Below are 20,764 nucleotides of genomic sequence, written 5' to 3'. Positions count from 1 at the left end.
GCCACGGGCGGACCGCCCGTCCGCCTCACCCGATCAGGGGACAATCCGATCCTGCGATTCACGGGCCCGGGTGTTCCGGGGGGTCATCGGCACCCCGCCCGGGGACCGTTCCCGCTCCGCGCTCAGCGCTCCTGACCGCAGCGGTCATGGACGCTCTGCCGCGCGGCTTCAGGGCTGTGAGCTCGCTCCCCCTGCCGGGGCGTCCGCGTTGTCCTCAGGACTCCGGGCGGAGCATGGGCGGGTTGAGGATGGTGGCACCGCCGGCGGTGAAGAGCTGTGCGGGGCGCCCGCCCTGACGGGTCGTCGTCCCTCCCGACGGGAGCAGGAACCCGGGGGTGCCGGTGACCTTGCGATGGAAGTTGCGCGGGTCGAGCACCACGCCCCAGACGGCTTCGTAGACGCGGCGCAGCTCGCCGACGGTGAACTCGGTCGGGCAGAACGCGGTGGCGAGGGAGGAGTACTCGATCTTGGAGCGGGCGCGTTCCACGCCGTCGGCCAGGATCAGGCCGTGGTCGAACGCGAGCGGGACGCCGTCGGCCGGACTCTCCCCGAGGAGTTCACTGACCGGGGCCCAGCGGGCGCTGCTGGCGTCGCCGCCGGCCCGGGGGGTGGGGAGGTCGGGGGCGAGCACCAGGTAGGCGACGCTGACCACGCGCATCCGGGGGTCGCGCTGCGGGTGGCCGTAGGTGGCGAGCTGCTCCAGGTGGGCACCGGCCGCGCCGGGGCCGACCGCGTCATGGCCGGGGGCCGAGTGGGCGCGCAGGCCGGTCTCCTCGGCCAGCTCGCGGGAGGCGGCCTCGGCCAGGCCCTCGTCCGGGCGGACGAAGCCGCCGGGCAGCGCCCAGTACCCCTGGTAGGGCGGCTCGCCGCGCCTGACCAGCAGGGCGCAGAGCGAGTGATCGCGCACCGTCAGCACCACCAGGTCAACCGTGACAGCGAACGGGGGGAAGGCCGACGGATCGTAACGCGACATGGCGACGATCATAGTCGTCTTTCTGACGATAAGCACAGGCCCGGACACGGAGTGCGCAGCACCGGTGCCCCGGCCGCCCGGGCACGGTTCGAGCACGGGCGGGTGCACGGTGGTGGCCGCAGCGGTGATGGCCGCGCGGTGATGGCCGGGACGACGGTGGGCGCGGCGAGGGCGGGCGTTGCTGCGCCGGGTGCCGGCACCGGCGGGCTCGGCACCGGTGCCACGGCGGCCCGTGTCAGCGGGCGACCAGTTGCAGGTCTGCTGAGGCCTCCTCCACCATCGCCACCCCGATCCGGCTGACCCGGACCGAGAAGGGCTCGCCCGCCACCCGCAGGCCGGTCAGCTCCAGTTCGCCCAGCGGCGCGGTACTGGCCGGGCGGACCACTACCCGGCCGCCCGGGACGTCGGGCCGCACCCCCGCGAGCGCGAACACCGCGTGGACGGCCCCGGCCGCGGAGACCGCCGCCGGGTGCAAGGCGGCCGGGTGCGGCACCGGAGGGCAGCCGAGGGTGCGCTGCTCCCCCGCGTACATCTCCGGCAACCGGCCGTCGAAGTGGGCGGACGCCGCGAGCAGGCCCTCCAGCAGGTTGCCCGCCTCGTTCTCGTGGCCGGCCTCGGCGAGCCCCGCGATCGCCAGCGCCGTCTCATGGATGCGCACCGCCCCGCCGCGGTGGCCCAGCGGATTGAAGCGGGGCGACTTGGCGCTGAGGGTGCGCAGGCCCCAGCCGCTGTCCAGCTCCGGCGCGACCAGGCGCTGGGCGAGCAGCCGGGTCTGCTCGCGGTCCAACAGGCTCTCGTGCCGACCGCCGTCGACGGCGAGGCCGGTGTCGAGCAGGTGCACCAGGGAGGACGCGACGGCCGGCAGCGGCTGGCCGCCGGGGGCGACGCCGGCGGCGGGGCGGCCGCCGGAGAGGTCGTCGATCCAGAACCGCTCACGGAAACGGCCGCGCAGTTCGGCGGCCCACTTCCGCCAGTCGTCGGCCCCCGGGCGGCCGAAGGCCTCCAGCAGCTCGGCGCCGTGCAGGGCCGCTCGGTGGGCCTGCGCCTGCACCTCGGCGCGGGCGGCCACCGGGTGGGCCGCGCGGTCCTCCACCGGGCGGCTCAGGTCCGTGACGAAGCCGTCGACCAAGCCCTCGCTCAGCGCGGCCAGGGCCCGCTCGGCGGCCGGGAGCAGTTCGGCGACCTCGGCCCGGGCCAGGCCCCAGCGCCAGGATTCCGCCAGTACGGTGACGAACAGCAGGGTGGCCTCGGTGGCCGTGCAGGTGGGCGGCAGCTCGGGGCCGCCGTGCCGCAGGGCGCCGGGCAGCAGGCCCTCGACGCGGCCCGGAGCGGCGGTGAGCTGCTGACGGCGGGCCAGCGCGCGCAGGGTGCCGGCGGCGAGCCTGGTGCCGAGCGGGAGGGTCAGCCGGGCGGCCCAGAGTGCGTCGGCCGGGGCGAGGCCGAAGCGCCAGGGCGCTCCGGAGGCCGGGTAGAGGTCGGTCGGGCGGTCGGGGTCGGCGAACAGCAGCCCGCCGAGGGCGTCCAGGGAGCGGGTGACCAACGGGGCCGCGCGGGTGTCGTCGCTGCGCACCTCCGGTTCGGCCCAGGGCAGCGGGACGCCGGTGCCGCGCCCGGCGGGCGGGCGCGGGCCGCCGGGGGCGCTCTCCAGTTCGGCTCGCAGCTCGACCGACCAGCGCGCGCCGGGCTGTATCTCCAGATCCCAGCGCAGCACACCGGCCCCGGCCAGGACGGCGTGCGGGGAGGGCTTGGCGCTGACGACGGCGCTGTGCACCGGGCCGGCCCAGCGCAGCCCGGCGGACTGCACCTGGCCCGGGAGGTCGGCCGCGCGGTGCCCGGCGGCGATCTCCGCGACCGGGCCGAGGTCGGTGCCGAGGGCGATCTCCAGCGGCAGGCGGGCGGGCCGGGCCCCGGCGTTGCGCACGGTGACCGCCTCCACGCCGTCGGCGTGGCGCAGCCGCTCGACAGTGAGTGCCGGGTCCGGGTCGAGGTCGCCGGGCAGACGGACAGCGCCGAGGAAGCGAGCCTGGGCCGCGCTGGTCTGGGTGCCCTGGAGCGGCAGCGGCTCCATGCCCCCGAGCCGCAGCTCCATCCGCGCGAGGACCCGGACACCGTTGCGGTAGAAGCCATGCAGTCCGTGGCCGCGCAGCTGGCCGTCGGGGCCGGAGGCGGCCATCGCGGGGGCGTTGACGCAGAGCACGGCGTGGTGGACGGCGGGGGGCTGGGGGCGCGGTGGGGCGGCGGGCCGGCCCTGGACGACGGGTGCGCCCGTCAGCCCGGGCGCCGGGATCAGCTCGGGCCGACCGGCCGGTCTGGGCGCGCCGACCACGCTCTCGGCCGGCATGGCCTGTGGTGGCCTCATGGCGGTCACCGGACTCTCCTCCCCTCGGCGGTCCGGCGGCCGGTCAGGCCGGTGGGCCGCGAGCATGCTCGATCGCGTGCGGATGGTGCCGCGTCGGCGGGGTTTCTCCCGTCGGCGCTGTGCCGTGTCTGGCCGTACCCGGCGGTGGGCCGTGCCATGCGGCGTGCGGTACCTGGCCGGTACCGGCTCGCCGCGCCTTCGCGTCGGACACACGCTCGTGCCCGGCACCCCGTCAGGTCCGGCCCGTCACCCTGCCGGTGACGCCTCGCCCGTACGCCCCGATCGCGGCGCTTCGCCCCCCGTGGCCCGCGCCCGCAGGGCTTGCGGCCGTGCTCGACCGGTCCGCACCCCGGGACGAGTGGCCGCCCGGAACCGGGCGCCGGTCCGACCCGTACGGGCGCAGGGCCCCCGGGGTGAACGCCGCGCACCGCCACCAGGTCACGCCCCGCGGTGGATTCCGGTCGCCTCCGGGCCGCCGGACCGTCGCGTCCTCTTCGCAGGACCTCGCTCCTGGGCCTTGCCGCGGGGCCCGCCACCAGCCAAGGACCGCAGGGGTCAGGCCGGTTGGAGCGGGGATCCGACCGCTGCCAGCCGTCCCGCCGGGGAGAGTGGGCGGTCGAACCGGTGCTCGACCGCGGCCAGGATACGGTGCGGGGGTCGCGGCGCTCGCACCCGGTGACCCCGTGAACCGCGACGCAATCGCTGTGACCAGCAGAGACCGAGGAGTTGCATGTCCACCGCCAGCCGGCTGCCCGGGATTGTCACGACCGACCACGTGTTCCAGGTCCCCCTCGACCACGGCACCCCCGACGGTGAACAGATCGAGGTGTACGCCCGCGAGGTGGTGGCCTGCGGCCGCGAGAAGGACGACCTGCCCTGGCTGGTCTTCCTCCAGGGCGGCCCTGGTGGCAAGGCCGCCCGCCCGCTCGGCCGGGACACCTGGCTGGACCGCGCCCTGGACGACTACCGGGTCCTGCTGCTCGACCAGCGCGGCACCGGGAGGTCCACGCCCGCGACCCGGCAGACCCTCGCTCGGCGCGGCGGCCCCCAGGCCCAGGCCGACTACCTGGCGCACTTCCGCGCGGACTCGATCGTGCGGGACGCCGAGCTGATCCGCCGGCGGCTACTCGGCGCCCACCAGCGCTGGAGCGTGCTCGGCCAGAGCTTCGGCGGCTTCTGCACCCTCACCTACCTCTCCTTCGCTCCTGAAGGCCTGACCGAGGCCTTCATCACCGGCGGCCTTGCCGGCCTCGTCAGCTCCGCCGACGACGTCTACCGCGCCGCCTACTCGCGCGTGATCGACAAGAACGAGGCCCATTACGCCCGCTTCCCGCAGGACGTCCAGGCCGGGCGGCGGATCGCCGCCCACCTCGCCGACGCCCCCGCCACCCTGCCCGACGGAAATCTGCTGACCGTCGAGGCGTTCCAGGCCCTCGGGCTCATGCTCGGCCGGGGCAGCGGCTCCGGTGCTCTCCACTACCTGCTGGAGGAGGCCTGGGTGGAGGGCCCGGCCGGGGCCGAGCTCTCCGACACCTTCCTGGCCGGCGTGCAGGCCCGGCTCTCCTTCGCCGAGGGCCCGCTCTACGCCGTGCTGCACGAGTCGATCTACGGCCAGCGCTCGGTGGACCAGGGCGGCACCGCCTGGTCGGCCGAGCGGGTCCGCAAGGAGTTCCCCCGGTTCGACGCCCGGGCCGCGCTGGCGTCCGACGCACCGGTGCTGTTCACCGGGGAGATGATCTACCCCTGGATGTTCGACACCGATCCGGCGCTGCGCCCGCTGAAGGAGACCGCGGACCTGCTCGCCGCCCGCACCGACTGGCCGGATCTGTACGACCGGGCTCGGCTGGCCGCCAACACGGTGCCGGTCGTGGCGGCGGTGTACCACGACGACATGTACGTGGACACCGCCGACTCGCTGAGGACCGCCCGTGCGGTGCGCGGCCTGCGGACGTGGGTCACCAACGAGTGGGAGCACGACGGCCTGACGGTGAGTGGCGGCAAGGTGCTGGACCGGCTGATCAAGATGGCCCGCGGCGAGGTGTAGCAGCCCCGGGACGGGCGGCGCGGCGAGCGGCTCAGTGTGCACGACGGGCCGCTCTCGCCGCCTGCCGGGCTCCCCGGCATCGATGGAGCCCGGCGCCGGACCGGACGGCGGCCGATGCGCACGCCGCCGCCCGGCCGAGCCGCACGCCCCGGGCCGGTCGGCGCCCGGCCGCCGGACCGCAACCCGGCGCCGGACCGCAGCCCGGCGCCGGGAGCACGGCCACCGGTGAGGGCCCGTTCCCGTCCGGGACCGGCCCGGCGGAGCCGCCGGGGCCACCAGGGCTGCCTGGGCCGCGTTCGGCCGGTGTGGGCGCCCCCGCCGCCCCCTTCCGGCGGGCGCCCCGTCGGCGTCGGCGCCCGCCGCCGGCCGCACCGGGCGGGCCGCCGGGGCTTTCCGGGGCCTCGCCCGGAGCCGGGGCGGGCCCCGGCCCCGGCCCGCCGTGACCGCCCGGCGCTGGTCCGGGCGTCGCCTCACCCGCCCGTTCCTCGCGGCGCCGCCGCTGGGCCTCGACGGCGGCCATCAGCGCAGTGGGCGTCATGCCGTCGTTCATCGACTCGTACAGCAGCTCGGCCAGCAGGTAGCCCGGGGCGAGCCGCAGCACATGGCCGAGCACCACCCGGGCGGTCGCCGTGTCCCCCGCGGCCCAGGAAGCCCAGGCCAGCAGGGTGAGCGGGGCCACCGCGCAGCACTCGTACGGCGGCACCGCGCGCCGGGCGAGGAAGCGCCACAGGCGCTCGGCGGGAGCGAGCTCGGCGGGGCGGACGTACTCGACGCCGCGGTCCCGGGTGAGGCGGTCCCGCAGGGCGAGCAGCAGCCGGGCCGTGCGCTCCTCGTCCAGCTCCCGGGCACCGGCCGCGAACTCGGCGAAGGCCTGCTCCAGCAGTTCGATGCCGTGCTCCCGGGAGACCGTGCCGACGACGGCCTCGGCGCTGGCGAGCGCCTCGCGCTGGACGGCGTCCTCCGGCGGACCGACCGGGGCCAGTCCGTCCGTGATCGCCTTCCGGCTGCCGCGCGGCACCAGGCCGGCCACCGTCGCCGCCGTGGCCGCCGGACCCGGATCGGGCCCGCGCCGCACCGGGTTGCCGCCCGGATCGCAGCACCCGTCGCGACGGCAGAGGAAGGACCACCAGCGGCCGTCCGAGACGCACAGCGACTCCTTCACCGCCACTCCCCTGCGCCCGAAGGCCGCGCGAAGGTGGTCGGCCAACGGCCGCAGCCGCTCCACCACCGGCGGGGCGTGCGCGGTGCCCGGATCCTGGCAGAGGTAGAGGAGCACCTGGAGCGGGCGACTGCCGTGCCGCTCGGAGAGGGCGACCAGCAGGGCCGCCGTCTCCTCGGCCGCCCCGGGCCAGTCCGCGGGCGAGGCCGGGAGGTCCGCCCGGATGACCCCGCCCTGGTGCAGGTCGGGGCCCTGGAGGCCGACCGCGACGATGCTGTCGTCGGGGTAGAACCCCAGGAGGTAGGGCAACAGCTCGGCCATGTCGGCCGGACCGCGCATGACGACCGGCCGCTGCTCGGAAGCCGGGCCGAGGGACAGGGTGACGTGTTCGTTGTTCTTCGCGTTCATGGCCGCAACACTGGACGCAATCCGAGAACGGCGCCGAACTTCCTCTTTTCCTGTGGATAACCCCGGCCCCGAATTTCTCATCGCTCATTCGGAGCACACGAAACCCACACCCGCGAGTGGATTTCGCCGACCGTTCAGCGGATCAGCGGATGAATTCCACCCCGCCTTCCACCCTTCCTTCCGCCCTGCGATCCGGCCCCGTTCGCCCCTTGTCGGCACCATGGGGTTACATCGACGCCATGCAGCAGCCCGACATCCACACCACCGCCACCGCCGACCGCGACGAGGTCCGGGCGCGGGCCGAGACCGTCCTCAGGGAACTGGCCGGCCCCGCCGCCGCCCTGCGCGAGGACCAGTGGACGGCCATCGAGGCCCTCGTGGTCGACCACCGCCGCGCTCTGGTCGTCCAGCGCACCGGCTGGGGGAAGTCCGCGGTCTACTTCATCGCCACCGCCCTGCTCCGCGCCCGGGGCGCGGGGCCGACGGTGATCGTCTCCCCGCTGCTCGCCCTGATGCGCAACCAGGTCGAGTCCGCGGCCCGCGCCGGCATCCACGCCCGCACCATCAACTCGGCCAATCCCGACGAGTGGGACGAGATCCAGGCGGAGGTCGCCGCCGGGAAGGTCGACGTCCTGCTGGTCAGTCCCGAGCGGCTGAACAACCCGGACTTCCGCGACCAGGTGCTGCCGAAGCTCGCCGCCTCCACCGGCCTGCTGGTGGTCGACGAGGCCCACTGCATCTCCGACTGGGGCCACGACTTCCGACCCGACTACCGGCGGCTGCGCACCATGCTCGCGGACCTCCCGCCCGGCGTCCCGGTGCTGGCCACCACCGCCACCGCCAATGCCCGGGTCACCGCCGACGTCGCCGAGCAGCTCGGCACCGGCACCAGCGACGAGCACGCCCTGGTGCTGCGAGGCCCGCTCGACCGGGAGAGCCTCACCCTGGGCGTGCTGTCCCTGCCCGACCCGGCGCACCGGCTCGCCTGGCTGGCCGACCACCTCGACCGGCTCCCCGGCTCGGGCATCGTCTACACCCTGACGGTGGCCGCGGCCGAGGAGGTGACGGCCTTCCTGCGCGAGCGCGGCTTCCCGGTGGCCTCCTACTCCGGCCGCACCGAGGACGCCGAACGCCGCACCGCCGAGGCCGACCTGCTGGCCAACCGGGTCAAGGCCCTGGTCGCCACCTCCGCGCTCGGCATGGGCTTCGACAAGCCCGACCTCGGCTTCGTCGTCCACCTGGGCTCGCCCAGCTCGCCGATCGCCTACTACCAGCAGGTCGGCCGGGCCGGGCGCGGTGTGGACCGGGCCGAGGTGTTGCTGCTGCCCGGCCGCGAGGACGAGGCGATCTGGCGCTACTTCGCCTCGCTGGCCTTCCCGCCGGAGGAGCAGGTGCGCCGCACCATCGACGCCCTGGCCGAGGCCGGCCGGCCGCTCTCCACCGCCGCCCTGGAGCCCCGGGTCGACCTGCGCCGCGCCCGGCTGGAGACCATGCTCAAGGTGCTGGACGTGGACGGCGCCGTCCGCCGGGTCAAGGGCGGCTGGACGGCCACCGGGCAGAGCTGGGAGTACGACACCGCCCGCTACGCCAAGGTGGCCGCCTCCCGGGAGGCGGAGCAACGGGCGATGCGCGACTATGCGGCCGCCACCGGGTGCCGGATGGAGTTCCTGCGCCGCCAGCTGGACGACGAGCAGGCCGCGCCGTGCGGGCGGTGCGACAACTGCGCGGGCCCGCTGCACAGCCCGGAGGTCTCCGCCGAGACGCTGGCCGCGGCCCGGGCCGCGCTCGGCCGCCCGGGCGTGAGCTTCGAGCCCCGCCGGCTCTGGCCCACCGGGATGGACGCGCTCGGGGTGCCGCTCAAGGGCCGGATCCCGGCTGGCGAGCAGGCGGAGACGGGCCGGGCGCTCGGCCGGCTCTCCGACATCGGCTGGGGCAACCGGCTGCGCACCCTGCTCGCCGAGCAGGCGCCGGACGTGCCGGTGCCGGGGGAGGCGGTGGACGCGCTGGTGGCGGTGCTGGCCGACTGGGCGCGCGGTCCGGGCGGCTGGGCCGGGCCGGCGACGGCGGAGGGCGCCCGGCTGGAGCGGCCGGTCGGCGTGGTGGCCATGGCCTCCGCCTCCCGCCCCCAGCTGGTCGGCAGCCTCGCCGCGCGGATCGCCGAGATCGGTCGGCTGCCACTGCTCGGCCGGATCGAGTACGCGGGCGGCCTGCCGCCGCACGGGGCCCGCAGCAACAGCGCCCAACGGCTGCACTCGCTGGCCGGGGCGCTGGTGCTGCCGCCGGAGCTGGAACAGGCGGTGGCGGGGGCCGGCGGGCCGGTGCTGCTGGTCGACGACCTCGTGGACTCGGGCTGGACGGTCACCGTGGCCGCCCGGCTGCTGCGCCGGGCGGGGGCGAGCGCGGTGCTGCCGCTGGTCCTGGCCGTGCAGGGCTGAGCGGGAAGCGGCGGGCCGCCGCGAACCGGGCGAGACAGCCAAGACGGCCATCACTCGAATGGCCTAACGGAAAGGAGGCCGCAAGGCGATTCCGATCACCCAGCGGACCGGCCGGAGAAAGGAGTGCCCACCATGCGGAAGGCGGTTCACCGCACCCTTTGCGCGATGAGGATCAGCGCCGGACGGCGCCTCCGTGACACTCAGGCAGTTGTGGAACATATCCGGCAGAACATGGGCTATCGGATGGCGTTCATCATTTCATCATTGCCGGTCCGGCCCCGTTGCCCCGAGAATTGGGAGGTACCCGAAACCCGGTCCGCTGGATCCGTCCTTCGGCGTACTCAGGCGCCCGCCTGCCCCCGGGTCAGGAAGGAGGATCGTGGTCAACGGTATCGGCCGAGGTCAACATCCCCTCTCCGGGAGCCCGGCGCCCAGAAGGGTGATCGACCTGGAGACCTGGACCGCCTCGGGGGTCCCGTTGCTGCGCGATCCGCGCGCATTCGTCCTGGAGCTGCACCAGCGCCACCTGCCCCAACCGGGGACGGTCGTGGTCGGCGTCCTGGACGCGCTCCACCACCTGGGCGCCTCGGCGTCGTTCACGCCCCGGCCGCACCAGACCGACGGCTGGCAGCACCGGAACGACCTGCTGGCCCACCTGCGCCGGATCACTCCGCACGACCTGCGACGACCCGAGCCGACCCGGACGGCCGTGCTGCTGCGCTGCCGCGAGGGAGCACCCGGCTGGACGGAGCAGGACGGTGCCTGGATGTGGGCGCTGCGGGACGCCTCGGCGCTGCACGGGCTGCGCTGCGGCTCCTACATCGGGCTCACCCCGGTGGGCTGGCAGATCCTCGGCGAGGGGCGCAGCGGACGCCATCCGCACGCGGGGTCGTGGGCGGACGGACCGGTGCACACCGTGACCGAGCTGCCACCGAGATCGGCACTCGACGACGCCTCGCGCCGTCAGCGCGCCCGGCAGCAGGCGGCCGAGCGGGCCAAGCGCGTTGACGGTGCGCAGCGCTCCCACGCGTCCGAGCCGCCGTGGGCCCCGGCGCGGGTCACCGCCGTCGAGCCGAGCCGCCGCACCGGAACCGGCTGAACAGCGCACGCTGAACGGCACACGCTGAACAGCGCCCACGGGAAGCGACGCTGTGGGGCTGACAGGGGGAAGTGGGGCGCGAGGGGCGCTGTGCCCGTCGACGGCAGCAGGCGGGGGCGGGTGACCGGACGGACTGCGGGCCCGGCACCGTACGGCACCGGGCCCGGGGTGGAACGGCTCGTCAGGCTCGTCAGGCCTTGACCGGGCGCCCTGGCGCGACGGCGGGCGCCCCGGCGGCGGCCGGACCGGCCTCCCCGCAGACCACCAACAGCGCGGTCGCGTGGCCGAGCGCCTTGGTGTACGCGTCGGCGGCCCGGGCGGGCGAACCTCCGTTGACCACCAGGACCACCACCTCGCGGCGGACCGGACGGGCGAGCGCGGCGTCCGCGTAGAACACGTCCCCGCCGTCGGCGAGTTGCGCCCAGTAGCGCTCCTCACCGAAGGAGAGCTCGTGCTGCTGCCAGGGGTGCGCGTCCCCGACGGTGAGCACCAGGATGTCGCCCGGGTTCCGGCCGGAGTCCAGCAGCAGGTCGACCGTGTCGTCGGCCCGCTCCAGCGCCTGGGCCGGGGCGGCGGCGACCCGCTGGACCTCGACCTGTGGCGCGGGGGACGCCGGACGGCGTGGTGCCGGTCCCGGCTTCGGGATCAGGCGCGGCGGGCCCGAGCGGTCGGCGCGCGGCGGAGCCGGGCGCGGTGGCGCCGGGCGGGGGCCGGGCACCGGGGCCGGCGCGGCGGTGACGGTGGTGGGTGCGGTGGTGGGAACGCCGCCGGTGGCAGGTGTGTGGAGGGCTTGTGCGTCCGACTCGCGGGGGAAGGGAACGCCGGGGCCCGGGAGGCTCTCGTGAATCTCCGGCTCCTCGGGGAAGACAGGCATACCCGGATATCTATCAAATGCCGGTCGGACGCGCACGGGCGCCCCACCCCTTGGGCACGGGACCCCCAGGCACCACAGCCGGGGCAATTCAGACGGACCGTCAGAAACCGAGCGCCAGCTGTTCGTCGGCGGATCCCTGGCCCGCGCCCGCGAGGTCCCGAACGCGCTTGAGGTGGCGCCACTTCGGCAACGCGTCCAAGTAGGCCCAGGAGAGCCGGTGCAGCTCGGTGGGGCCGTGCTCCTCCAGCGCGGCGCGGTGCACCGGGGACGGGTAGCCCGCGTTGTCCGCGAAGCCGTACTGGGGGTGCGCCTCGCCCAGTTCGGCCATCAGGCCGTCGCGGTGGACCTTGGCGAGCACCGAGGCGGCGGCGACGCAGACGCAGGACTGGTCGCCCTTGATCACCGTGCGCACCCGCCAGGGGCCGCCGAGGTAGTCGTGCTTGCCGTCCAGGATCACCGCGTCGGGCTCGACCGGGAGCGCCTCCAACGCGCGGACGGCGGCCAGCCGCAGCGCCGCCGTCATGCCGAGCTCGTCGCACTCCTGCGGCGAGGCGTGCCCGAGCGCGTACGCGGTGACCCAGTCGGCGAGCACCGGCGCCAGCGCCTCGCGGCGCAGCTCGGTGAGCAGCTTGGAGTCGGTCAGCCCCTCGGGCGCCCTGCGCAGTCCGGTGACGGCCGCGCCGACGGTGACCGGTCCGGCCCAGGCGCCGCGTCCGACCTCGTCCAGACCGACCACGAGCTTGGCGCCGGCCCGGCGCAGCGAGCGTTCGACGGAATGCGTCGGCGGGACGATGGGCATCGCAGGGGCTCCGTTCGGCAAAGCAGCCCCTTTCCAATGGGGACAGCCTCCAGCCTAAGCCGTCTTACGAGCGCCCAGAACCGGTCCTTCCGAGCCCGGCCCCGGTCCCGGCCCCCGCTCCGAGACCCGCTCCCCCTCCCGCTCCCCCTCCCGATCCCGGTCCCGGTCCGAATCTCGCCCCAGGCCCCGCCCTACGGTTGCCGGATCAGCGGCACCAGCACGTCGTCCATCAGCCGGGCCGCGAAGTCGGGGGCCATCTCCCGGTCGTGGACCTTCACCCGGAACAGCAGCATCGCGGGTATGACGTCGGCGACCAGGGGGCTGACCGCTCCGGGCCGGACGTCGCCGCGCTCGGCGCCCCGGCGGAGGATGTCCAGGATGGCATCCTTGGTCGGTTCCATCACCCGCTGCACGATGAAGTCCTTGAACACCTCGGCCTGCTGCTGGGACAGCTCGCCCATCAGCACGTGCAGCGCGGCGCCCGCACGGGAGCCGATCCCGTCCGTGAACAGCTCGATGAGCTGCAGCAATTCGGCCCTGGCGGACCCGAGGTCGGGGACCCCGTGAGGGCGTGGCAGAGTGGCATCCAGGGCGTCGATGACGAGTTCCATCTTGGACGCCCAGCGCCGGTAGAGCGCGGCCTTCCCGGTCCGCGCCGCAGCGGCGACGCCCTCCATCGTCAGTCGCGCGTAACCGCCGGAGGTGAGCTGGTCGAGCGCGGCCTCGAAGATCGCGTTCTCCAACTCCTTCCCCCGGCGCCGCACCGGCCGGGCCAGCGCCTCCCGGGCGACCCGCATCGGGCAACGCGGCTCCGGCTCCCCGTCCGACGACCTCGCGCCACCCACCGGCTCCACGGGTGGCGAAGCCGCCGGCCCCGGAGCCACCGGCACCGCGGGCGACCGGACCGCGCCATCCGCCGGTCGGGCGGCCGCTCGACCGGATGCCCGGTCCGCCGCCAGTCGCCGCACCAACCGTTCCATCGCCACCATCCTTAAGGAACGCTTGCGTTCACTATCAGGCCCAGGATATCTTCCAGATTAGTGAACGGGACCGTTCCTTCCCAGTCCGCACGCGCCCGCCCCGCGCCGCACGGCGCCCGCCCGCGTCGGCGCGCAGCAGCGCACAGCACCACTCCGGGCCCGCAGTTCGGCCCGATACCGAGCACCCGGTCCCCGAGCACCGAGTCACCGAGTCACCGAGTCACCGAGTCACCGAGCAAGTGACTCACCGAACACCGAAATCGCCCAACACCGAAATCGCCGAACACCGAGATCACCGAGCACCGAGTCACCGAGCACGTAGCCAGCAGGGGGAAGCATCCATGGCCATCTCCGACACGCTCAGCAAGAACGCACCACCGAAGGGCCGCCAAGGCCGGGGGAAGGGCATCACCCTGGCCGTCATCGCGGCCACGCAGCTCATGGTCGTGCTCGACGCGACCATCGTGAACATCGCGTTGCCGCACATCAAGGACGCGCTGAACTTCTCGACCACCGACCTCTCCTGGGTCATCAACGCCTACACGCTGACCTTCGGCGGGCTGCTGCTGCTCGGTGGTCGCGCGGGTGACATCCTGGGCCGCCGCCGGGTGTTCATCTTCGGCACCCTGCTGTTCGGCCTGGCCTCGCTGCTGGGCGGTTTCGCGCAGGACAGCGGCCTGCTGCTGGCCGCCCGCGCGCTCCAGGGCATCGGCGGCGCGATCTGCTCACCGACCGCCTTCGCCCTGATCGCCACCAACTTCGACGAGGGGCCGGAACGCAACAAGGCGTTCGGCGTGTTCTCGGCGGTGGCCGGCTCGGGTGCCGCGATCGGCCTGCTGGCCGGCGGCCTGCTCACCGAGTACCTGAACTGGCGCTGGGTGTTCTTCGTCAACGTGCCGATCGCGATCCTGATCGCGATCGCCGCCCCGCGCTACATCGCCGAGTCCGAGCGCCACCCGGGCCGCTTCGACGTGCCGGGCGCGCTCGCCTCGACGCTCGGCCTGGTCGGCCTGGTCTACGGGTTCATCCGGGCCGCCTCGGACGGCTGGTCGGACGGCATCACGCTCGGCTCCTTCGCGGCCGGCGCGATCCTGCTGGCCGCCTTCTTCGTGATCGAGAACCGCACCGCCCAGCCGATCACCCCGCTGCACCTGTTCGCCGACCGCAACCGCACCGGCGGCCTGGTGATGATGCTCTGCCTGGCCGCGGCCATGTTCGGCATCTTCTTCTACGTGGTCCTGTTCGTGCAGGGGCCGCTCGGCTACAGCCCGCTCAAGGCGGGCGTGTCGTTCCTTCCGATCAGCGTCTCGATCATCATCGCCGCGCAGATCGCCTCCAACCTCCAGGCCAAGTACGGCCCGAAGCCGTTCATGGCGGGCGGCGCGCTGCTGGTCACCGTCGGCCTCTCCTGGCTGACCCAGATGGACAAGACCAGCGGCTACGTGGACGGGGTGCTCGGCCCCACGGTGGTCTTCGGCTTCGGCATGGGCCTGATCTTCGTCCCGGTGATGCTGCTCGCGGTCGCGGGTGTGCCGGGCGAGGAGACCGGCGCCGCCTCCGGACTGCTCAACTCGATGCAGCAGATCGGCGGTTCGCTCGGCCTGTCGATCCTGACCACGGTCTTCGCGCACTACGCGACCGCCGAGGCCAAGGCGCAGCTGCCGGGGTTCATGCACAGCGCGACTCCGAAGGAACTCGGCTACTTCCAGGAGCACCACGAGTTCCTCCCGGGCACCGATCCGGCGAACTCCGTACTCGCCCAGGGGATTTCGCACGGCTTCATCGTCGGCGCGGCGCTCGCCGGGGTGGCCCTGCTGATCGCCCTCTTCGTGATCAAGGCGAAGGCCAGCGACCTGCCGAGCGGCGACTCGGCCGGCGTGGCCATGCACTGAACCGCAAGGCACCGGGCGCCGGAACGCACTGAGGCGCCACGACCGTACGGGCCCGCCGGGAGCACCACGCTCCCGGCGGGCCCGTCCCGTACTCCTGACGCGGCCGGCCGTCAGGAGTACGGGTCGATCCGCAGCCCCGCCCGCTCGCAGGCGTTGGTACCGCCGAAGCCGCCGTCGCTCAGCGGCCGGGCGGCCAGGATCCGGCGGGCCCGGTCGGCGGAGCGGCTGGTGGCGTACCAGGCCGCGGGGTGGTCCGCCAGGTCGGTGCGGATCAGTTGCAGCGCGCAGGTCCGCTGCGGTTCGGGGAGCCGGTCCAGGGCGGGCACCGCGTCCGCCGAGAGTTCGCGGACGTTGCGCAGGTCGATCCGGTGCGAGCGCTCGAAGCGGGAGACGTTCTGCTCCGCGATGATCGAGTCCGGCCCCATCAGTCCGTAGACCGCGACGGTGAGCATGCCGCTGAGGACGACGACGCGCGGCAGCCGGTCGGCACGCCGGGTGAGCCCGGCGGCGATCAACAGCAGGAAGACGACGCCCAGCCAGGATTCGACCACCAGCACCCACAGCCGCAGCCTGGTGAGGCCGGAGGCGTCCACGTAGAACCACATCCGGCCGAGCGCCGAGGCGACCACGACCAGCGCGAGCAGGCAGAGCAGTCCGAGCAGGATCCGCGCCACCCGGCGGTCGCCGGGGGTGGTTCGCGGGGCCCAGCGCTTGGCGACGGCCACCACGACCAGGGTCAGCACGGTGATGGCGCTCAGCTGCCAGAACCCCTGTCGGGCGTAGGCGGAGCGGCTCATGCCGGTGTCCCGGAGTACGGCGTCCGCCCCGCCGAGCACCACCACGGCCTGGATCACGGCGAAGGCACCGAACAGCAGCTCGAGCGCGACCAGCGGCAGGGCCCACTCCAGTCGGCGCCGCTCCCGCCCCGGGGCGGCCGTCACGCGGTCCCAGCGGCGCGGGCCGGCCGCGGTGTACGCGAAGCCGAGCGCGGTGACCGTACCGAGCAGGAACAGCAATGCCCGCACCGGCAGTTGACGGAAGTCGAAGCTGGGGTTGAGATCGCTCAACAGGTCCGCCATGCCGGCGTCGGCGCTGGCGAACAGCAGGCCGAAGACGGTCAGCAGGACGGCGGCGACCGCGAGCGCCTTCAGCACCGGGACGATCCGGCCGCGGCCCGGGAGCTCCCTTCCCCGCAGGCCGTTCCAGGCCCAGGCCACGCCCGGCACCGACTGCCAGACGACGGCGGGCAGGGCGAGTAGCACCCCCGGCCAGCGGCGCCCGCCGTGCAGGGCCAGCGAGGCCAGTCCGAGCGCTCCCCCGACGGCCAGCAGGGTGGGCCAGCCGGCGTCCCACAGGGCCGGGACGGCGAGCAGGGCGAGGGCGAGCAGGCTCCAGACCACCGTCCACGGCCGGATCCGCCGGCCCGCTCCCCGCGCGACGAGCCCGGCACCGACGGCGGTGACGGCGCCGCAGATCAGCAGGTCGGCGCCGACGCCGTCGTACAACAGCCAGGCCGTCACCAGGCCGGTGACCGGGGCCGCCAGGAGGGCTCGGGGCGTGGCCGCCGCCCGACGGTCGGGCTCCGTGCGGCGCAGCCGGTCGCCGTACGAGGGCACGGGCACACCGAGCGACCGGTAGGGGCCCATCGGTCGGGGCTCGGTCGCGGGCAGCGGATCGATCGGGGCAGGCGTGGGCGGACCTGGCATGAGTCCCCCTCAGTGGTCGGCGGGCATGCGGAAGCCACCCTCGGGTGATCCGCCGGCGGGCGCGCTCGCCCGGCGGCCGCGACGCCGGGCGCCGCGGCCGCTGCCGACCGTAGACCATTCTGAACAAGTTCAAAAGTAACTCCTGAACGCGTTCAGAAAGCATTGATCACGCGGTCTGCTCCATCTACCCCTTGACCGACCCAGCCAGCAGCCCACGGACGAAGTACCGCTGGAGGCTGAAGAAGACGATCAGCGGCACGATGATCGACAGGAACGCCCCGGCCGTGAGCAGCTCCCAGCGCCCGCCGAACGAACCGGACAGCTGCGCCAGCCGGACCGTCATCGGCGCCACCTCCGGCGTGCCGCCGGCGAAGGTGAGGGCGACCAGCAGGTCGTTCCAGACCCAGAGGAACTGGAAGATCGCGAAGGAGGCCAGCGCCGGCGCGCACAACGGCAGCACGATGGACCGGAAGATCTTGAAGTGCGAGGCGCCGTCCACCACCGCCGCCTCCATCAGGTCGCGCGGGAGCTGGGCGATGAAGTTGTGCAGCAGGAACACCGCCAGCGGCATCGCGAACATGGTGTGCGCCAGCCAGACCGGCGCGTAACTGCCCTTCAGGTCCACCGCCGGGATCAGCGTCAGAGAACCCAGGTGCGCACCGCTGGAGAACAGCCGCAGCAGCGGGATCAGCGCCATCTGGAGCGGCACGACCTGGAGCGCGAACACCGTGAAGAACACCGCGTCGCTCCCCCGGAACCGCACCCAGGCCAGCGCGTAGGCCGCCATCGCCGCCAGCACCAGCGGGAAGAGGGTGGCCGGGACGCTGATCGCCAGCGAGTTCACCAGGAACGGCATCAGGCCGGTGGAGACGCCGGAGCCGCCCTCGAACAGCACCGCGTGGTAGTTGCCCAGTCCGAAGTCCGGGTGCAGCAGGGCGTTCCACCAGCCGTCGGCGGTCACGTCCTGCTTGGGGCGCAGCGAGGTCACCAGCAGGCCGAGCGTCGGGATCGTCCAGAGCACCGTCATCGCGATCACGAACACCGAGGCCAGCGGGTTGCTGAAGGCCTTCCGCACGGGGCGCCCCGCGCCGTCACGCAGGCCGGCGGCCCTCCGGCCGTCGTGCTTGCGGCCGGAGCGCTTCCGGCCGTCGTTCTTCCGGCCGTCGTGCTTCCGGACGACGGACCCCGCGCCGACCGCCTCCCCCTCGCGAGCGCTCACCGCACCTCACGCTCCCTCCGCAGCTGGACGATGTTGTAGGCCACCAGCGGCAGCACCGCCAGGAACAGCAGGACCGCGAGGGCGCTGCCCCGCCCGTCGTTGAACTGCACGAAGGACTGCGAGTACATCTCGTTGGCCAGCACCTGGGTGCCGAAGTTGCCGCCGGTCATGGTGCGGACGATGTCGAAGGCCTTCAGGGTGATGATCATGACGGTGGTCAGCACGACCATCACCGTGGTGCGGATCATCGGGACGGTGACGGACCAGAACAGCCGCAGCCCGGTCGCGCCGTCCAACCGGGCCGCCTCCGTCACCTCGGTCGGGATCGCCTTGATCGCCGCCGACAGCACCACCATCGCGAAGCCGGTCTGCACCCAGACCATGACCACCATCAGCAGGAAGGTGTTCAGCGGCTGGCTGAGCAGCCAGTTCGGCGGATCCGACCAGCCGACCGCGTGGGCGAGTTGGCTGAGCAGCCCGATCTGCGGCTGATCCTTCCCGCGCGCCTCGTAGACGAACTTGAAGATGATCGACGCGCCGACCAGCGAGATCGCCATCGGCATGAAGATCAACGACTTGTACACCGACTGGCCGCGCATCCGGTCCACCAGCAGCGCCAGCACCAGGCCCAGCCCGGTCGCCGCCAGTGGCGCGACCACCAGCCACAACAGGGTGTTGAGCAGCACCTCCCGGACCGAGTCGGTGGTGAAGGCCCAGCCGAAGTTCTCGCCGCCGACGAACCGGCTGCCGTCCGCGTTCTGCAGGCTCAGGTAGACGGTCCGTACCAGCGGCACCACCAGTCCGACCGCCAGCAGCACCACGGCGGGCCCGAGGAACACCAGGACGGCCAGCGGACGGGCCAGGCGGCCGCGGGCCCGGCCGGCCACGAGGAAGACCAGCAGCAGGATGCCGAGGAAGCCGGCGATCGCGCCGATGCTGTTGCCGAACTTGACCGCCGCGTCGCCCCAGGTGCCGGCGGCCAGGGGGTCGGCGACCGACGGGTCGACGGAAGGCGGGGAGCCGGATACCGACATGGCTGTACGTCCCTTCGGGTCCGGTGGGTCCGGTGGGTGGTGGGAAGGGGCGGGCGGTGCGGGTGGGTGGCCCCGCACCGCCCTCGGCGGGTGGTCCTCATACGCGCGCCCGACGGCGCGACCGGCCGGACGGGCGGGATGGACGGGATGGACGGGGCGGGCCCGTGCCCGACAGGCCCGAGCCGACCCAACGACCCGAGCGGACCCTACGACCCGAGCGGGCCCGCCGATCCGATCGCCCCTGAGCGGCGGGCGAGCCCGAGCGCCCTCTCCCGAGCCCGGCCGATCCCGTCCGGCCTACTTCGGCCAGGCCGCGTCGATGTCGGCGGCCGTCTTCTGGATCGACTGTCCCTCCGCGAACCAGGCGGTCAGCGACTTCCACTCCTGCCCCGAGCCGATGGCCGCGGGCATCAGGTCGGAGGCGTCGAAGCGGAAGGTCGCGCTCGGGTCGGTCAGCGCCTCCGCCGAGAGCTTGTCGATCGGGTCCGTGTACAGGCTCTTGTCCACGCCCTGGTTGGCCGAGACCCAGCCGGGCGCGGTCTTCACCCGGCTGCTCGCCCAGTCCGAGCTGGACAGGTAGTTCTGCACCGCCTGCACCTCGGGCCGGCTGGAGAAGGCGGCCAGGAACTCGCCGCCGCCCTCGACCGGGTTGGCGATCGACGGGTTCACGGCGGGCAGGTGGAAGGCGAAGACGTCGCCGTCCGGGCCGACCTTGGTGCCCTTGGGCCACTGTGCCTCGTAGAACGAGGCCTGCTGGAGCATGGCGCACTTGCCGGTGAGGACCGGCGCTCCCGCGTCCTGGAAGGTGGTGGTGGCGATCGACTTGACGTCGCCGTAACCGCCGTTGACCCAGGCCGGGTTCTGCATCCAGTCGGCGACGGTCCGCATCGCCGTGGTGACCTTCTCGTCGGCGAACTTGACCTGGTGGCCCACCCACTGGTCGTACACCTCGCCGCCGTACGTGCCCAGCATCACCTCCTCCAGCCAGTCGGTGGCCGGCCAGCCGGTGGCCGTGCCGGAGGCGATGCCGCCGCACCAGGGCTTGGGGCCGCCCGCCTTGGCGATCCGGTCGCTGAGCGCCGTCAGGTCCGCCCAGGTCTTCGGCACCTCGTAGCCGGCCGTTTTGAAGGCCTTCGGCGAGTACCAGACCAGCGACTTCATGTTGGCGCTCATCGGGGCCGCATAGAACGTGCCGTCGACGGAGCCGTAGGTCTTCCAGACCGGGCTCCACTTGTCCTGGTTGGCGACGGTCTGGGCGGGCGGCTTGACCACCTTGCCGCTCTTGACCATCTGCGCCAGCAGGCCCGGTTGCGGGATGATCGCGAAGTCCGGGGCGTTGCCGCCGGCCACCCGGACCGGCAGCTGGGACTCGAAGTCGTTGGAGCCCTCGTAGCTGATCTTGATTCCGGTGCACTTGCCGAACTCGGCCCAGGACTTCTCCAGGTTGTCCGACTCCGGGCTGAGGATGGAGGCGAACATCGTCACGGTGGTGCCCGAATGGCCCGCGTACGGCTGGTACTTGGCGCAGTCACCGGTCAGGGTCTGGGCTGCTCCGTCGCCACCGCCCGAACCGCCGGAGCTGTTCGAGCAGGCCGCGGTCAGCGTCAGCGCCGCCACCAGGGCGGGTACTGCGGCCAGTCGGCGGCGGGAACTCCGGTGTGGCGCGGTCGGGTTGAGGGACAATGCGGTCCTCCTCGCCAGGACGTGCTGTCGACGTGGGGTGAACGACGGTGCGCTGTACCTGAGATGGGCGTACGGAGATCGCGGGCGAGCGGCGGCTGAA

14 protein-coding genes are annotated in these 20,764 nt (G+C 73.8%); 4 read left to right on the top strand and 10 right to left on the bottom strand.

Annotated features, from left to right (window positions below; genetic code table 11):
- Nucleotides 1-214: 214 nt before the first annotated feature.
- Complete coding sequence (locus ACZ4WV_RS20705) at nucleotides 215-973, bottom strand: NUDIX hydrolase (RefSeq protein ID WP_465748718.1); 759 nt, start codon at nucleotides 971-973, stop codon at nucleotides 215-217.
- Nucleotides 974-1,208: 235 nt separating this feature from the next.
- On the bottom strand, nucleotides 1,209-3,332 hold the full coding sequence (locus ACZ4WV_RS20700) for an amylo-alpha-1,6-glucosidase (RefSeq protein ID WP_465748799.1): 2,124 nt from the start codon (nucleotides 3,330-3,332) through the stop codon (nucleotides 1,209-1,211).
- 730 nt (nucleotides 3,333-4,062) lie between these two features.
- Here ACZ4WV_RS20700 and ACZ4WV_RS20695 point away from each other — a divergent pair.
- Nucleotides 4,063-5,376, top strand: a complete 1,314-nt coding sequence (locus tag ACZ4WV_RS20695; protein ID WP_465748716.1) for an alpha/beta fold hydrolase — start codon at nucleotides 4,063-4,065, stop codon at nucleotides 5,374-5,376.
- A gap of 31 nt (nucleotides 5,377-5,407) precedes the next feature.
- Here ACZ4WV_RS20695 and ACZ4WV_RS20690 read toward each other — a convergent pair whose 3' ends face one another.
- Nucleotides 5,408-6,943 (bottom strand): DUF4192 domain-containing protein, encoded by a 1,536-nt coding sequence (locus ACZ4WV_RS20690; protein ID WP_465748714.1) that lies wholly within the window; start codon nucleotides 6,941-6,943, stop codon nucleotides 5,408-5,410.
- A 239-nt stretch (nucleotides 6,944-7,182) separates the two neighbouring features.
- Between ACZ4WV_RS20690 and ACZ4WV_RS20685 the strand changes: the two genes are divergently transcribed.
- Both ACZ4WV_RS20685 and ACZ4WV_RS20680 read left to right on the top strand, forming a co-directional pair.
- Nucleotides 7,183-9,378 (top strand): DEAD/DEAH box helicase, encoded by a 2,196-nt coding sequence (locus ACZ4WV_RS20685; RefSeq protein ID WP_465748712.1) that lies wholly within the window; start codon nucleotides 7,183-7,185, stop codon nucleotides 9,376-9,378.
- A 439-nt stretch (nucleotides 9,379-9,817) separates the two neighbouring features.
- Complete coding sequence (locus tag ACZ4WV_RS20680) at nucleotides 9,818-10,477, top strand: hypothetical protein (RefSeq protein WP_465748710.1); 660 nt, start codon at nucleotides 9,818-9,820, stop codon at nucleotides 10,475-10,477.
- 190 nt (nucleotides 10,478-10,667) lie between these two features.
- Here ACZ4WV_RS20680 and ACZ4WV_RS20675 read toward each other — a convergent pair whose 3' ends face one another.
- The 3 genes from ACZ4WV_RS20675 to ACZ4WV_RS20665 all read right to left on the bottom strand — a co-directional run bounded on the left by ACZ4WV_RS20675 (nucleotide 10,668) and on the right by ACZ4WV_RS20665 (nucleotide 12,947).
- Nucleotides 10,668-11,351 carry a hypothetical protein gene (locus ACZ4WV_RS20675; RefSeq protein WP_465748708.1) on the bottom strand — a complete coding sequence of 228 codons (684 nt, stop codon included), beginning with the start codon at nucleotides 11,349-11,351 and terminating at the stop codon, nucleotides 10,668-10,670.
- A gap of 100 nt (nucleotides 11,352-11,451) precedes the next feature.
- Nucleotides 11,452-12,150: a ribonuclease HII gene (locus tag ACZ4WV_RS20670; protein ID WP_465748706.1), complete on the bottom strand. Its 699-nt coding sequence runs from the start codon at nucleotides 12,148-12,150 to the stop codon at nucleotides 11,452-11,454.
- A 191-nt stretch (nucleotides 12,151-12,341) separates the two neighbouring features.
- On the bottom strand, nucleotides 12,342-12,947 hold the full coding sequence (locus ACZ4WV_RS20665) for a TetR-like C-terminal domain-containing protein (protein ID WP_465748704.1): 606 nt from the start codon (nucleotides 12,945-12,947) through the stop codon (nucleotides 12,342-12,344).
- 524 nt (nucleotides 12,948-13,471) lie between these two features.
- Here ACZ4WV_RS20665 and ACZ4WV_RS20660 point away from each other — a divergent pair.
- Nucleotides 13,472-15,022 (top strand): MFS transporter, encoded by a 1,551-nt coding sequence (locus tag ACZ4WV_RS20660; protein ID WP_465748702.1) that lies wholly within the window; start codon nucleotides 13,472-13,474, stop codon nucleotides 15,020-15,022.
- A gap of 110 nt (nucleotides 15,023-15,132) precedes the next feature.
- On the opposite strand, the gene ACZ4WV_RS20655 is transcribed toward ACZ4WV_RS20660, so the two are convergent.
- The 4 genes from ACZ4WV_RS20655 to ACZ4WV_RS20640 form a co-directional block, all read right to left on the bottom strand.
- Nucleotides 15,133-16,728 (bottom strand): DUF4153 domain-containing protein, encoded by a 1,596-nt coding sequence (locus ACZ4WV_RS20655; RefSeq protein WP_465748700.1) that lies wholly within the window; start codon nucleotides 16,726-16,728, stop codon nucleotides 15,133-15,135.
- 184 nt (nucleotides 16,729-16,912) lie between these two features.
- The gene (locus tag ACZ4WV_RS20650; protein ID WP_465748698.1) at nucleotides 16,913-17,947 is read right to left on the bottom strand and encodes a carbohydrate ABC transporter permease; all 1,035 of its coding nucleotides are present in this window, start codon (nucleotides 17,945-17,947) and stop codon (nucleotides 16,913-16,915) included.
- Nucleotides 17,944-18,981, bottom strand: coding sequence for a carbohydrate ABC transporter permease (locus ACZ4WV_RS20645; protein ID WP_465748696.1), 1,038 nt, complete (start codon nucleotides 18,979-18,981; stop codon nucleotides 17,944-17,946). Before ACZ4WV_RS20645 ends, ACZ4WV_RS20650 begins: the two co-directional genes overlap by 4 nt.
- Before the next feature lie 297 nt (nucleotides 18,982-19,278).
- Nucleotides 19,279-20,664 (bottom strand): ABC transporter substrate-binding protein, encoded by a 1,386-nt coding sequence (locus ACZ4WV_RS20640; RefSeq protein WP_465748694.1) that lies wholly within the window; start codon nucleotides 20,662-20,664, stop codon nucleotides 19,279-19,281.
- Nucleotides 20,665-20,764 lie beyond the last annotated feature (100 nt).

The sequence above is a fragment of the Kitasatospora sp. NPDC029312 genome (assembly GCF_055569215.1).
Note: the sequence above shows the minus strand (reverse complement) of the source record. Positions and strands in the feature narration are given on the sequence as shown.

Bases quoted from the DNA above. Each gene is read 5' to 3' on its own strand.
- ACZ4WV_RS20700 (WP_465748799.1), bottom strand. From the start codon at position 3,332: ATGAGGCCACCACAGGCCATGCCGGCCGAGAGCGTGGTCGGCGCGCCC.
- ACZ4WV_RS20655 (WP_465748700.1), bottom strand. From the start codon at position 16,728: ATGCCAGGTCCGCCCACGCCTGCCCCGATCGATCCGCTGCCCGCGACC.
- ACZ4WV_RS20695 (WP_465748716.1), top strand. From the start codon at position 4,063: ATGTCCACCGCCAGCCGGCTGCCCGGGATTGTCACGACCGACCACGTG.
- ACZ4WV_RS20690 (WP_465748714.1), bottom strand. From the start codon at position 6,943: ATGAACGCGAAGAACAACGAACACGTCACCCTGTCCCTCGGCCCGGCT.
- ACZ4WV_RS20705 (WP_465748718.1), bottom strand. From the start codon at position 973: ATGTCGCGTTACGATCCGTCGGCCTTCCCCCCGTTCGCTGTCACGGTT.
- ACZ4WV_RS20685 (WP_465748712.1), top strand. From the start codon at position 7,183: ATGCAGCAGCCCGACATCCACACCACCGCCACCGCCGACCGCGACGAG.
- ACZ4WV_RS20670 (WP_465748706.1), bottom strand. From the start codon at position 12,150: ATGCCCATCGTCCCGCCGACGCATTCCGTCGAACGCTCGCTGCGCCGG.
- ACZ4WV_RS20675 (WP_465748708.1), bottom strand. From the start codon at position 11,351: ATGCCTGTCTTCCCCGAGGAGCCGGAGATTCACGAGAGCCTCCCGGGC.
- ACZ4WV_RS20660 (WP_465748702.1), top strand. From the start codon at position 13,472: ATGGCCATCTCCGACACGCTCAGCAAGAACGCACCACCGAAGGGCCGC.
- ACZ4WV_RS20645 (WP_465748696.1), bottom strand. From the start codon at position 18,981: ATGTCGGTATCCGGCTCCCCGCCTTCCGTCGACCCGTCGGTCGCCGAC.
- ACZ4WV_RS20665 (WP_465748704.1), bottom strand. From the start codon at position 12,947: ATGCGGGTCGCCCGGGAGGCGCTGGCCCGGCCGGTGCGGCGCCGGGGG.